Origin of the sequence: Mesorhizobium sp. M2A.F.Ca.ET.046.03.2.1 (genome assembly GCF_003952425.1) — a bacterium.
GTDB lineage: Bacteria > Pseudomonadota > Alphaproteobacteria > Rhizobiales > Rhizobiaceae > Mesorhizobium.
Genome location: NZ_CP034449.1, coordinates 427,542 through 440,753, shown reverse-complemented (window position 1 = coordinate 440,753; position 13,212 = coordinate 427,542). Strand labels below are relative to the sequence as shown.

General features: G+C 64.5%; 12 protein-coding genes and 1 pseudogene. 3 read left to right on the top strand and 10 right to left on the bottom strand.

What is annotated here, in order from left to right:
* Nucleotides 1–25: 25 nt before the first annotated feature.
* Nucleotides 26–511: a GNAT family N-acetyltransferase gene (locus tag EJ072_RS02365; protein ID WP_126078401.1), complete on the bottom strand. Its 486-nt coding sequence runs from the start codon at nt 509–511 to the stop codon at nt 26–28.
* The gene (locus EJ072_RS02360; RefSeq protein WP_126078400.1) at nt 511–792 is read right to left on the bottom strand and encodes a DUF1778 domain-containing protein; all 282 of its coding nucleotides are present in this window, start codon (nt 790–792) and stop codon (nt 511–513) included. Before EJ072_RS02360 ends, EJ072_RS02365 begins: the two co-directional genes overlap by 1 nt.
* A gap of 177 nt (nt 793–969) precedes the next feature.
* Between EJ072_RS02360 and EJ072_RS02355 the strand changes: the two are divergent.
* Nucleotides 970–1,781: pseudogene (locus EJ072_RS02355) on the top strand (methyltransferase domain-containing protein).
* Here EJ072_RS02355 and EJ072_RS02350 read toward each other — a convergent pair.
* Nucleotides 1,778–3,154, bottom strand: a complete 1,377-nt coding sequence (locus EJ072_RS02350; protein WP_126078399.1) for a TIGR03808 family TAT-translocated repetitive protein — start codon at nt 3,152–3,154, stop codon at nt 1,778–1,780. The pseudogene EJ072_RS02355 and the gene EJ072_RS02350 overlap by 4 nt on opposite strands.
* Nucleotides 3,155–3,261: 107 nt before the next feature.
* Here EJ072_RS02350 and greA point away from each other — a divergent pair, with 107 nt between their 5' ends.
* Nucleotides 3,262–3,744 (top strand): transcription elongation factor GreA, encoded by a 483-nt coding sequence (gene greA / locus EJ072_RS02345; RefSeq protein WP_126078398.1) that lies wholly within the window; start codon nt 3,262–3,264, stop codon nt 3,742–3,744.
* Between the two features lie 377 nt (nt 3,745–4,121).
* On the opposite strand, the gene EJ072_RS02340 is transcribed toward greA, so the two are convergent.
* Genes EJ072_RS02340 through EJ072_RS02330 form a run of 3 tightly spaced genes read right to left on the bottom strand, consistent with a single transcriptional unit; the run spans nt 4,122 to nt 7,987 of the window.
* Nucleotides 4,122–4,367 (bottom strand): AbrB/MazE/SpoVT family DNA-binding domain-containing protein, encoded by a 246-nt coding sequence (locus EJ072_RS02340; RefSeq protein ID WP_245463225.1) that lies wholly within the window; start codon nt 4,365–4,367, stop codon nt 4,122–4,124.
* 57 nt (nt 4,368–4,424) lie between these two features.
* A complete protein-coding gene (scpA, locus tag EJ072_RS02335; protein ID WP_126078397.1) occupies nt 4,425–6,548 on the bottom strand; it encodes a methylmalonyl-CoA mutase in 2,124 nt (707 codons plus the stop codon).
* The gene (locus tag EJ072_RS02330) at nt 6,545–7,987 is read right to left on the bottom strand and encodes a methylmalonyl-CoA mutase subunit beta (protein ID WP_126078396.1); all 1,443 of its coding nucleotides are present in this window, start codon (nt 7,985–7,987) and stop codon (nt 6,545–6,547) included. The genes scpA and EJ072_RS02330 overlap by 4 nt, the downstream gene beginning before the upstream one ends.
* Nucleotides 7,988–8,241: 254 nt before the next feature.
* On the opposite strand from EJ072_RS02330, the gene EJ072_RS02325 reads away from it, so the two are divergent.
* Nucleotides 8,242–9,765 (top strand): helicase HerA-like C-terminal domain-containing protein, encoded by a 1,524-nt coding sequence (locus EJ072_RS02325; RefSeq protein WP_126078395.1) that lies wholly within the window; start codon nt 8,242–8,244, stop codon nt 9,763–9,765.
* Between the two features lie 31 nt (nt 9,766–9,796).
* Here the strand turns inward: EJ072_RS02325 and EJ072_RS02320 are convergent, their stop codons facing one another.
* The 4 genes from EJ072_RS02320 to glnP are packed head-to-tail and all read right to left on the bottom strand — an operon-like array spanning nt 9,797 to nt 13,154.
* Nucleotides 9,797–10,714, bottom strand: coding sequence for a MurR/RpiR family transcriptional regulator (locus tag EJ072_RS02320; RefSeq protein WP_189343193.1), 918 nt, complete (start codon nt 10,712–10,714; stop codon nt 9,797–9,799).
* A 10-nt stretch (nt 10,715–10,724) separates the two neighbouring features.
* The gene (locus EJ072_RS02315; RefSeq protein WP_126078393.1) at nt 10,725–11,783 is read right to left on the bottom strand and encodes a C45 family peptidase; all 1,059 of its coding nucleotides are present in this window, start codon (nt 11,781–11,783) and stop codon (nt 10,725–10,727) included.
* Nucleotides 11,773–12,501: a glutamine ABC transporter ATP-binding protein GlnQ gene (gene glnQ / locus EJ072_RS02310; RefSeq protein WP_126078392.1), complete on the bottom strand. Its 729-nt coding sequence runs from the start codon at nt 12,499–12,501 to the stop codon at nt 11,773–11,775. Before glnQ ends, EJ072_RS02315 begins: the two co-directional genes overlap by 11 nt.
* On the bottom strand, nt 12,498–13,154 hold the full coding sequence (gene glnP, locus EJ072_RS02305; protein WP_126078391.1) for a glutamine ABC transporter permease GlnP: 657 nt from the start codon (nt 13,152–13,154) through the stop codon (nt 12,498–12,500). The genes glnQ and glnP overlap by 4 nt, the downstream gene beginning before the upstream one ends.
* Nucleotides 13,155–13,212 lie beyond the last annotated feature (58 nt).

Genomic DNA, 13,212 nt, shown 5'->3' with positions numbered 1-13,212 from the left:
GTCAGGATGACGTTTCAACGAAACGTCATCCTGACCTAGCCGTCTTCAGCGACAGCACCAAAGTCATCGGATTCTTTGGCGAAGCCTGGAAGCCATAGCGTTCATAAAACGTCTTGGCTTCATCCGATATGGCATGAACCAGGAGACCGCGAATGCCGAGAATGGCGGCCGCTTGGCTGGTCCGCAGCACCGCGTCCTGAAGCAGGGCGACGCCGGGGCCCTTGCTCTGCCAGTTTGCATCGACAGCCAAACGGCCAAGCACAGCCATGGGCACGGGATCCGGCATATTGCGCCGGATCGAACCGGGAGCATCTGCGAGATCAAGTCCACCTGATGAAAGGCAATAATAGCCAACGACGCGCGTGCCTTCCGCAATCACATAGGTTCTGGACGCGCCGCTGACCTGATTGGCACGCGCCCGCCGTCGAAGCCATTGATCGAGGCTGTCGGTCCCGCTTTGAAAAAGGTCGAGGTCGTGGCTATCGGCGAGAAGGACCGGTGCCGATAGCATCAGTCCTGCCAGGGCTTGGGCGCATTCATCAGCCGGGCAAATCCCTCGCCGCGCGGCGGCTGGTCGAGGATATCGAGATAATGCTGATAGCTTTCGGCATCGACCTTGACGAGCGTCTGGTCGAGCAGCGTGTCTTCGGCCGCGCGGTAGGCGGCCTCGATCATGAAGTCGGAGCGGGTCTTGCCGCGTATCTTCGCGGCGCGGTCGATCAGGCTGCGGACATCCTCGCGGATGCGCAGGTTGACGGGCTTGGCGTGGCTGTCCTGGTTTTTGGTGGCCATGGCGATGGTTCCTTCGTAACGCCATATAGCATTTCTGCATACACAATGTGTATCTAAATTTGAGATCAGCGAATTTCGTCGCTCTTGACCCGGAAGAACGCTCCCCTAACAAACTGAGCAGCAACGAGTTCATCTTTTTTGCTAGTCTCCTCCGTCAACGAGCGCCGGGTACTGGCCATGCTGGAAGCGGACAAGGTGTTTGCCGGGTCGATCCCGGAAAATTACGATCGCCATATGGTGCCGCTGATTTTCGAGGCTTATGCGGTGGAGGCCGCACGGCGGGCGGCTTCTTTCTCGCCCTTGGCCGTATTGGAAACCGCCGCGGGCACCGGGGCCGTCACCCGTGCCCTGGCGCCAAAACTGGATCCCGGCAGCACCTATACTGTAACCGATCTCAACCAGCCGATGCTCGACTATGCGGCGTCGCGCCAGGGCCGCACAGCCTCATTACCTGGCGCCAGGCGGATGCCTTGAAGCTGCCCTTCGACGACGCTGCCTTCGACCTCGTCTGCTGTCAATTCGGCGCGATGTTCTTTCCCGACCGCGCCGCCGCTTATCGCGAGGCAAAGCGCGTCCTGAAGCCTGGCGGGCATTTCCTGTTCAGCGTCTGGGACCGCATCGAGGAGAATATCTTCGCAGACGACGTGACCAATGCCCTGGCCAGGATCTTTCCGCATGATCCGCCGCGCTTCCTGGCGCGTACGCCGCACGGTTATCACGACAAGGATTTGATCCGCGCCGATCTGGCTGCCGCCGGATTCTCCGACGTGGCGATCGATACGAGGGCCGAGCAGAGCCGCGCATCCTCGCCGCGGGTTCCGGCCGTCGCCTATTGCCAAGGAACGCTTCTTCGCAACGAGATAGAGGCGAGGGAGGCCGGGAGCTTGGCGTCCGCGACCGATTATGCGGAAGCCGCGATCGCCGACAGACATGGCCGCGGCGCGGTTGCCGCCAAGATCCAGGCGCACATTATCGTGGCTTCGGTCTAACTGACCTTGTTGCGCTCAACGGTGAGATGCGCGTAGCCCGTATCGGTTGACTGGGTGAGGTCCCCGGTCACCGGATCGGCCCAGCGCTGGCCGATGATGGCGCCGTTTTTCGCGCCGTCGATGACGTTGTCCGAAATGACGGCCGTGCCGGACCCTTCGACGACCGAAACGACGATGCCAGTGCCTGCCTTACGGATGATATTGCCGGTCGCCACGACATTGCGCAGATACGGCCCCCACCCGAGCTGCATGCCATAGAGCGGCGCGTTCTCGACGACATTGCCGGAAACCGTCGTGTCGGCCTCGGCGCTGATGCCGACGCCGAAACCTGGTGGGTCGGCGGTGTAGGGTCCAACCGTCGTCAGGTTGCGCACGATATTGTTCGAGCAGACGGCCATGCGGCCGCCTTCGTTGAAATTGACGATCGAGATGCCGTTGGCGGCGCCGTCGACGAGATTGTTGCTGAGGATCGCGCCTTCGAAGGAGAATTCCGAATAGATCCCGGTCTCGCCGGAGCGCGAGCAGGTGTTGCCGGTGATCTGCAAATTGCTGGCGCTGTTGGCGCGGATCGCGGTGAAGGCGCAGTCGGAGACGACGTTGCCGGAGATGATGACGTTGCCGGCGCGGAAGGCGTTGATGCCGTTGCCGTTCTGGCCGGTGCCGCCGCTGCGCGCGCCGATCCTCTGGACGCGGTTGCCGCTGACGATGGTACCATCCTCCGCCGCCTGCCAGCGATGCACGAGGATGCCGCCATTGGCGCAGTCGGACACCGAGTTGCCGGAGATCTCCAGCCCGCCGGCCTCGATCGAATAGATGCCGGCGTCCGCCGCGCCGGAAATATCGCAGCGGCCGATGCGGCCGACAGCGTGCTCGAGCGCCAGCCCGTTCTTGCCGCTGCCGGTCACCTGGCAGTTGTCGATTGTCAGATGGGCGACGCGGCGCAGGTCGAGCAGCCCCTGCGCGTAGTCGGCCAGCCAGCGGTTGCTGCCGTCGAAGACCAGGCCGGTGAGCTCGATATGCTCGGCCTGTTCCGCCATCATCAGATGGCCGTTGCCGCCATAGACGATGCGCGTCGCGCCGGGCACGCCCGACAGGCGCACGCGGGCAGGCAGCTTGAGGTTCGACACGAGATAGGTGCCGGGCGGCAGGAACACCGGCTGGTCGCGATCGCTGGCCTCGGCCAGCATCCTGGCGAAAGCCTTGCTCTGGTCGTCGACCGCGCCTGGCTGCACGCCGATCTCGGTGGCATCGATCGAGCCGCGCATCGCGGCCATTTCGATGCCGGGCAGCGACTTCGCCGATGCCTTGCCGGCAAAGACGCCGGCGGCGGCGAAGCCGGCGGCCTGGGCAAGCAGCGTTCGTCTGTTCAACATCGGCACAGGTCCTGGCGTTTCGCCCTGTCTGTCGCAGGAATCGTGCCAGCATGGCCTTACCGGCAAACCGCTTGTGCAGTCGCCTCGCCAAGCCTAAGTTCATTTGTATGAGCAGAGCTTTCACCCGCGAAGAAGACAGCGAAAACGCCATTGCCGGCGTCGGCGAACGCCCGGTCAGCACGCACCGCAATCTGGTGACGGAGCGCGGCCTTGCGATGATCGAGGACAACCTCGCCGACCTGCGTGATATGCTCGCCAAGGCCGAACGCAAGGGTGACCGCGAGCGCATCGCGGTGGTTTCGCGCGACCTGCGTTACTGGACCGCGCGGCGCGAGAATGCCGAGCTTTCGGTGCCGGAAGCCGGCAGCGACGTGGTGCGCTTCGGCATGGGCGTCACGCTGGAAGGCGACGACGGCAAGAAGGTGCACTGGCGCATCGTCGGCGAGGACGAGGCCGACCCGTCGAAGGGCTCGATTTCCCATGTCTCGCCGATGGCCGTGGCGCTGTTCGGCAAGAAGGTTGGCGAAGTCGTCACCGTCAATGGCAAGGAATGGGAAATCGTCAAGCTCTCGGACAAGGCCGAGAATTAGTTCCTCAATACAGAAGATTTGACCGGTTGGTTGGTGTGCGTTGCAGGTCCCCTGCCTTGGCGATTGGCCGAGACGCCTATCGCGGTCGTCATCCACGGGCGGAGCAAGGAGCGAAGCGACGCGCGCAGACCCGAGGATCCATGCCGTGACTTGGAAGCGCCGCGGCGGTCCAGAATTCTGCACCGTTGCACATTTCGGTCCAGGTAACGGCATGGATTCCAGGGTCTGCGCGCGTCGCTTCGCTCCTTGCTCCGCCCTGGAATGACGAGGTTCAGAAGCCTCCAGCTCATCGCCAGCGTTTACGCTGACTATCCCGGCGGATGTTGATAGCCTTGCCCTTAAAGCCTGCAATCTTTCGAAATCACTGTGTCGAGGAACTAGCCGTTAGCCAACGTTGAAAGCTTGCGCAGTGCAGCCTCGTATCTGTCCATGACGTCGCGAGCAGCGTTCATTTGCCGTTTGTGGTCGTCATGGCGGATTGGCTTTAGAATGAGGCCGTCGTCGCTTTCGATCATCTGGAGCTCGTCACCGACCTGAAGGTCCAGGCTGTCAAGCATTTCGCGTGGCAGCAGCAACGCTCCCGATCCGTCATCAAGCCCGTGGATAGTTGTCTTGAACATCATCGCGCCATGGTTGTGTCTATTTCCATAGAACAACCTTTCAGCCAAACCGGCAAGCCCTCATTGATCGGACAGCAACCGGTCCATCAGCCGGTTCGCCGCTTCCGGGATCACCGTCCCCGGCGGGAAAATCTCCGCAGCGCCCGCCGCCAGCACCGCGTCATAGTCCTGTGGCGGGATGACGCCGCCGGCGACGATCAGCATGTCGGCATGGCCGAGCTTCTTCAGCGCTTCCTTGAGCTCGGGGATCAGCGTCAGATGCCCGGCGGCTAAGGAAGAGGCGCCGATGATGTCGACGTCGTGCTGCACCGCAAGCTTCGCGATCTCGTCCGGCGTCTGGAACATCGGCCCGACGGTGACGTCGAAGCCCAGATCGGCAAAGGCGCTGGCGATCACCTTCTGGCCGCGGTCATGGCCGTCCTGGCCCATCTTGGCGACAAGGATGCGCGGCTTGCCGCCGGATTTCTTTTCGAACGCCTCGATCTTCTCCTGCAACCGGTCGAGCGCCGGGTTGTCGCCGAGCGCGTCGCGATAGACGCCTGAGATCGTCTGGACCGCAGCCGTATGCCTGCCGAACACTTTTTCCAGCGCCAGCGAAATCTCGCCGACGGTCGCGTTGGCGCGCGCCGCGCGGATCGCGAATTCGAGCAGGTTCTCGCCGCTCTCGGCGGCACGCGTCAGCGCCGCCAGGGCGTTTTCCAGGGCCGCCACATCGCGGGTGCCTTTGAGCCGCTGCAGCTTCGCCAATTGCCGGGCTTTCACCTCGGCATTGTCGATCTTCAAGACATCGACTTCGATATCCGTCTGCGGCCGGTGCGCGTTGACGCCGACCAGAATTTGCTCGCCGGAATCGATGCGCGCCTGGGTGCGCGCCGCAGCTTCCTCGATGCGCAGTTTGGGGATGCCCTTTTCGATCGCCGCCGCCATGCCGCCGAGGCTTTCGACCTCCTCGATATGGGCGAGCGCCCGCGCCGCCAGATCATGCGTCAGCCGCTCGACATAGGTTGAGCCGCCCCACGGATCGATCATGCGCGTGGTGCCGGATTCCTTCTGCAGGATGAGCTGCGTGTTGCGGGCGATCCGCGCCGAATGGTCGGTCGGCAGCGCCATCGCCTCGTCGAAGGAGTTGGTGTGCAGCGACTGGGTGTGCCCCTGCGTCGCCGCCATCGCCTCGATCATCGTGCGGGTGATGTTGTTGTAGGGGTCCTGCGCCGTCAGCGACCATCCGGACGTCTGGCAATGGGTGCGCAGCGACAGCGAGCGCTCATCCTTCGGCGAAAAGTTCTTCTGCATCAGGCTTGACCACAGCAGCCGCGCGGCTCTGAGCTTGGCGACTTCCATGAAAAAATTCATGCCGATCGCCCAGAAGAAAGAAAGGCGCGGCGCGAAGCGGTCGATGTCGAGCCCGGCGGCGACGCCGGCGCGCGCATATTCGATGCCGTCGGCGATCGTATAGGCAAGCTCGAGGTCGGCCGTCGCGCCGGCTTCCTGCATGTGGTAGCCGGAGATCGAGATAGAGTTGAACTTCGGCATGTGCCTGGAGGTGTAGGCGAAGATATCCGACACGATCCGCATCGAAGGTTTCGGCGGATAGATGTAAGTGTTGCGGACCATGAACTCCTTCAGGATGTCGTTCTGAATAGTTCCGGCCAGATCCTTCTGCGCGACGCCCTGTTCCTCCGCCGCCACGATGTACAAAGCCATGATCGGCAGCACCGCGCCGTTCATCGTCATCGACACGGTCATCTCGTTGAGCGGAATGCCGTCGAACAGTTGCCGCATGTCGAGAATGGAATCGATCGCGACGCCCGCCATGCCGACATCGCCGGCGACGCGCGGATGGTCGCTGTCATAGCCGCGATGCGTGGCAAGGTCGAAAGCGACCGACAGGCCTTTCTGCCCGGCCGCGAGATTTCGCCGGTAGAAGGCGTTGGATTCCTCGGCCGTCGAGAAGCCGGCATATTGCCGGATTGTCCAGGGCTGCTGGACATACATGGTGGGGTAGGGGCCGCGCACGAAGGGCGGCAGGCCCGGATAGGTATCGAGATTGGCAAGCCCCTTGAGGTCGCCCTGCGTGTAGAGGTGTTTTACGGCGATGCCTTCCGGCGTCATCCGCTGGCCCTTGAGCTCGACCGATGCGCGACGCGGCGCCGACCAGCCGATCTTGCTGAAATCCGGGATCATGATCCGGCTCCGATCGACTGATCGATGCGCACCGGAAACAGCGGCTCGCAGGTCGCCACGCCTTCCGTCAACGCCGGGCGCCGCTCCTGCGGCAGTGTCTCGACCGGGCGCTCCGTGCCGGCGCGGTACAGCGTCGTGCCTACAATGCCGCGTTCGCCGGCCCGGTAGGCGCCGTTGCGCTTGGCCGCCGCCGTCTGCACGCGGTTCTGGATATAGCCCTGCTGCAGGCTGGCGAGCACGCCGCCCTCGGCCTCGATGCGCTGGAATTCTTCCCAGGCAGCAGTGCAGAGATCGTCGGTCAGCGCCTCGACCGCGCCCGAGCCGCTGGCGGGGTCGGCGACTTGGCCGAGATGGCTCTCCTCGGCCATGATCAGCTGCGCGTTGCGGGCGATGCGGCGGGCAAAGCCGGCCGGCAGCCCATGCGCGATCGTGTGCGGCAGGATCGAGATCGAATCGGCGCCGCCGGTTGCCGCCGCGAAGGCCGCGATCGCCGTGCGCAGGATATTGGTCTCCGGGTCGGCCATCGTCATCATGCGGTAGGAGGTCTCGGCATGGATGCTGGCGGTCGAGGCCGGGATCGAGCAGGCTTCCTGGATGCGCGCCCACAGCTTGCGTAACGCCCGCACCTTGGCCATCGACAGGAACTGGTCCTGGTCGACGCTGAGCGCGAAGCCGATATACGGTGCCGCATAGACCAGCGGCTGGCGCGCCTTCTCGAACATCCTGAGATAGGACACGACCGAGGCCATCATCGTGCCGAGCTCCTGCGCCTCGGTGGCGCCGGCATTGTGGAAGACGCGGCCGTCGGCCTCCAGCAGCACGCCCGGCACGCCCATCGAGAAGAAATGCGCCAGCGACTGCGGCATCGATTCCTGCAGCGCCTCGATCGAGGTGCGCAGCCGTCCGGTGCCGGCGAAGATCGCCGCTGGGTCGATACCGAAGGACAGGTTTAGCTTGGTCGGATCGGAGCGGCGTTTGCTCAGGAAGGCGAGCAGCCAGTCGGCCACGGCGCGGCTCCAGGGATGGGCGTCGATGCGCACCTGCACGCGGTTGAGCGGCACGCCGTCGAGCACCCTTTCCAACGCTTCCGCGGTGCGCGGCAGGCCGTAGCCGAAGGCATTCGGCGCGCCCTCGAAGACAAGCGACAGGCCGGTGGCGCCATGGGCGATGTCTTCCAGGGCTTGCGCGCTGGCCCGGGCGATGTCCGGGTCGTCGACGCGCTGGCTGACGATCCAGGGCGTCGCCGGGTTTGTGCGCGGCCATGGATCGGCGGCCGTCGAGCGCTGGCTGAGCGGCTCGATGCGGATGCCGTCATCGGTACGGGAAACGAGCTTTTCCTCGAAGGAACCGCCGGCAAGGGCCTTCTCCGCCAGCGCCTGCCAACGCTTGGCATCCGGGTTCGGAAGGTCGACATCCCTGGTCATGGCGCCGGCGCCCATCGCTCTCCTCGCTTCTCGGCCGCATCAGCCGGGTCCAGCCAATCTAAGGTCGGGAACCGGATATCACAATGCGTTATCCGCCCGGGTTTTCCCGCGGCCAGCCAATCGATTGCCAAACATGCGCAAAATCCGCAAGCGCCAATGGCCAGATTCCGGGCCGCTCCCAAATCGATACTGGCCATTGCCGCATGCGACGCGCGTTACTATACCTCCGGGTGAGGCCCTTTGAGCGGAACAGATTGCGGAGACCGGACATGGTTGACGAGACCAGCATCTTCATCGGCGCCAGCCGCAAGCCCGACGATTCCTATCAGCGCGCCGAAGAGCTGCTGCTGCGCTACGGCAACCGCCACGGCCTCGTCACAGGCGCCACCGGCACCGGCAAGACGGTCAGCCTGCAGATACTGGCCGAGGGTTTTTCGAATGCCGGCGTGCCGGTGTTCTGCGCCGACATCAAGGGCGACCTTTCCGGCATATCCATGATGGGCGAGGCCAAGGATTTCCTGGTCAAGCGCGCCGGCGAGGTGAAGCTCGATCCCTACCAGTTCCAGGAATTCCCGGTCATCTTCTGGGATCTGTTCGGCGAGCAGGGCCATCCGATCCGCGCCACCATCTCCGAGATGGGGCCGTTGCTGCTCTCGCGGCTGATGAACCTCACCGAGGCGCAGGAAGGTGTCATGAACATCGCCTTCCGCATCGCCGACGAGGAAGGCCTGCTGCTGCTCGACCTCAAGGACCTGCAGGCGTTGCTCGCCAACATCGCCGAGCGCGCCGACGAGCTCAGCGCGCGCTACGGCAATGTCACCAAGCCTTCTGTCGGCGCCATCCAGCGCACGCTCCTGGTGCTGGAACAGCAGGGCGCCGCCAACTTCTTCGGCGAGCCGGCGCTGCGCATCGCCGACATCATGCGCACCACGCGCGATGGCCGCGGCGCGATCAGCGTGCTCGCCGCCGACAAGCTGATGATGAATCCCAGGCTCTACGCCACCTTCCTGCTCTGGCTGATGTCCGAGCTGTTCGAGGAACTGCCCGAGGTCGGCGATCTCGACCAGCCGAAGCTGGTCTTCTTCTTCGACGAGGCGCATCTTCTGTTCGAGGACGCGCCGAAGGTGCTCATCGATCGCGTCGAGCAGGTGGTGCGGCTCATCCGCTCCAAGGGCGTCGGCGTCTACTTCGTCACCCAGAACCCGCTCGATATCCCGGAAAAGGTGCTGGCTCAGCTCGGCAACCGCGTCCAGCACGCGCTGCGCGCCTACACGCCGCGCGAGCAGCAGGCGGTGCGCACCGCGGCCGAGACCTTTCGCCCCAATCCCGATTTCGATTGCGCCACCGCCATCACCCAGCTCGCCACCGGCGAGGCGCTGGTCTCGATGCTTGAGGACAAGGGCGTGCCGGCCATGGTCCAGCGCACGTTGATCCGGCCGCCGTCATCGCGGCTCGGCCCGATCACGACGGACGAGCGTCGCAAGATCATCGCCGAGAGCCCGGTCGCCGGCCAGTACGATCAGGTCGTCGATCGCGAATCGGCCTTCGAGATCCTGCAGAAGAAGACCAAGGAGGCGCAGGACGCCGAGGCGCAGGCACAGCAGCAGAACAGCGGCGGCTCGCGCTGGACCATTCCCGGATTCGACGATGTGCTCGGAACCGGCAACCGGCGGTCCTCCAACCGCCAGACGGTGGCCGAAGCCGCCATCAAGTCGGTGGTGCGCTCGGTCGGCTCCTCCGTCGGCCGCGCCATCGTGCGTGGCATCCTGGGGAGCCTCTCGCGAGGGCGGTAGGCACCGTCTCATTGTCAGTTGGCGGGTGTTTTCAGCCGACCTCGATGTTCATCTCGGCGATCAGCCGCTCGCGTCCGGCCAGCGAGCTCAGCGCCTTGTCGCCAAGCTCGCGGGCGACGAGGTTGAGCAGCGCTTCGCAAAACACGACATAGGCGCCCATGCTGTTCGAATAGAAGCTGCTGGCATGCGGGATGAAAAACGCATGCTGGGCTGGGGGAACAAGTGGCGAGGATCGGGAGTCGGTGATCGCGATCACCTTCTGGCCGTTTGCCGCAGCAATGCGGCCAACCTCGGCGACGCTGCGCGTATAGGGCGCGCAACTGGCCGTGATGACGACGTCGCCCGGCTCGAGCTGCGATAGCGCCTCGGCGACGCCGAGCCGAGGCGCATCGAGCAGAGCCACGTCCGAGCGTACCATGCCCAGGCAATAGGTGAGGAAGCTCGCAAGCGAATGGAACTGGCGGACGCCGTGCACGCGCACGCGGCGTGCGCCGGCCAGCAGCGCGGTCGCGCCCTTCAACGAAGCGCTGTCCAACTGGCCGAGGAAGCCGTCGACATTCGTCGCCGTTTCGCGCGCCAGCCGCTCGAAGACTTCGACCTCGGCGCCGCCCGCCGACGGCGTCGTCATCAGCCTTCCGGCCTGGCGACTGTAGAAATATTGCTGGTCGTCGGCGATCGCCTTGCGGAAGACGGCCTGGAAATCGCTGAAACCCTCAAAGCCGAGACGCTTCGCCAGCCTGGTCAGCGTCGACGGATTGATGCCGAACTGATCGGCGAGCTCCGAGATGGTGCGGACGGCCGACTGCTCAGGCGCCTCCACCAGCTTGGCGAAGACGTCATGCGCCTTGGAGCCGAGGGAAAAGCCTGCTTCGTCTCGGCCGACCGAGAGCGCCAACGTCCTCAGCTCCTCGATGGTGCGCGGCGGCTCCGCGACGGCTTCGTCTGGCATCGTTTCCCGTTCACCCCGTGACAGGGACCAGCCCATCCCGAATGTCGAAGCGCGCTGCTTCGTATGCCGCATCGTAGACAGCCCACTCGACGTTGTCAGCCCCGACGCGGAAGACGGCGCTGGCAAGCGTGTTCTCGACATCGCTGTCGGCCGGGTCCGTGCGGTAGATCGGCAGCTCCGGGTCGGCCGCGTCCCACAAGATGCCGAGCGCACGGCGTTGCGGCTCGGGCTGAGGCGTCTGTTCCAGCAGCGCTTCGCCGCGTCGCTGGCGTACGCCGGACGAACCGGTGACGATCTGCGACATGCGCCCGGTGTCGGCATGGATCAAGTGGTTCGAGTGGACACGCGCCGATACGAGGCGATCAACCGACAGGGCCTGCGCGGTGAACTCGACGCTGAGCAGCCGCTCGTCGCCGGCCTGCGCCAGGGTCAGGTGAAAGGCGCCGGCGCGGGCCACCGAGTTGAGCAGGGTCAGCGCCGCGTCAAGGTCCGGTGCGTCGAGCACGGCGCGCGCCAGCACCATGCGCGGCGCCCCGGCGCCGCCGGCCAGCGGCCTGGTGTTGTTGACCGTCAGCACGAGCCCCGCCGACGTGGCAGCGAATGTGTGGCCGGGCAGCGAGCCGGGATAGACGAAGGCGGTGAATTGATTGCCGCCTCCGGACGTCACATGGGCCAGCGCGCAATGGCCGGCGAAATCCGGGTCGCCGTCCTCGTTGTGGCCGATGACATGCGGGGACCCCGGTAGCTGCACCGTCGTGCAGCCATCCGGCGCCATTGCCCAGATGTCACCGCGGCAGTTCCACAGGAAGACGTCGTCGAAAGCCAATTCAAGTCCGGCGGCGAGGCCCTGCAGCTCGGCCCAGTATCGGGGGAACCGCTCCCGCACGATCGTCGCCATCATGCCGATGCGTGGATCGGCGCGCCGAGCGTTTAGCTCGCGCCATGCGGCGGACGTCTGGAAATGGTCGTTGAGCGCCGCTCGGCCGAAGTGCCCGAGAGCAGCCCCGACGTCGTAGGGCGACCCCGAGACATCGATGAAGGAAAGCCGGCGGCCGGCGTCATGCGACATGCTGCAGAAACTCTTTCAAGCGAGGATTTTGCGGGTTTGCAAGCAGCTCCCGCGGTTCTCCGTCAACAGCGATCTTTCCGCCTTCCATGAAGATCAGCCTGGTCCCGACCTTGCGGGCAAAGGCCATCTCATGGGTGACAACGATCATCGTCATGCCTTCCTCGGCCAGCGCCTGCATCACGCGTAGCACTTCGTGCCTGAGTTCGGGATCGAGCGCCGAGGTCGGCTCGTCGAACAGCATCAGCTTCGGTTTGACGGCAAGCGCACGCGCAATGGCGACGCGCTGCTGCTGGCCGCCCGAAAGCTCGCTCGGATAGTGATGCGCCCGGTCGGCAAGGCCGACCTTGGCGAGCATTTCCAGCGCCTGCTTGCGTGCCTCCTGCCGCGTCTCGCCGCGCACGCGGAGCGGGCCGAAGGCGACGTTTTCCAGCGCCGTCATCTGCGGAAACAGGTTGAACTGCTGGAAGACCATGCCGGCTTCCTGGCGGATCAGGCGGACCTTGCGGCCGCCGGATTTGACGCTGATGCCGTCAACGACGAGGTCGCCGCCATTGATCTCCTCCAGCGCGTTGATGCAGCGAAGAAGCGTCGATTTGCCGGAGCCGGAGGGGCCGATCAGGACGACCTTCTCGCCGGCCTTGATCGAGAGATCGACCTGATCGAGGATGGTGACCTGGCCGAAGCGCTTGGTGACTTTGTTGAACGCCACGATGCTCACAGGATGCGCATCCTCTTTTCGGTCAGCCGCAGGATGAGTGTAAGCGTGCCGGTCATGATCAGGTAGAACATTGCCACGGCCGACCAGATCTCGACGGCGCGGAAGTTGGCCGCCATGATTTCCTGGCCTTGCCGGGTGAGCTCGCCGACGCCGATGACGATGAACAGAGAGGTATCCTTCAGACTGACGATGAACTGGTTGCCGAGCGCCGGAATCATGCGGCGGAAGGCAAGCGGGCCGATGATGTAGAAAAGCACTTTCCAGAACGGCAGGCCGAGCGCCAGGCCGGCCTCGCGTAAGCCGCGATGGACGGAAAGGAAGGCGCCGCGCACGATCTCGGCGATATAGGCGCCCGCATTGATGATGATCGCCATGATCGCCGCCGCCAGCGGATTGATGCGGACATCCGCCAGGATCGGCAGCGCGAAATAGATGAACATCACCTGCACGATGATCGGCGTGCCGCGAATGATCTCGACATAGACCATGGCGATGGCGTTGAGCACGATGTTGCCATAAGCGCGCGCCAACCCGGCAGCGAAGCCGATGACAAGGCCGCCGGCGAGACCGGCGAGCGCGATCAGCACGGTGAGGCGGGCGCCTTTAAACAGCTCGGGCAGGGCCTGCCAGATGACGGACCAGTCGAAATCCATGATGGCCATCCTTCAGGGAAGGCACGCCGGCCATGCCGGCGCGCCAGGAGATCCAACG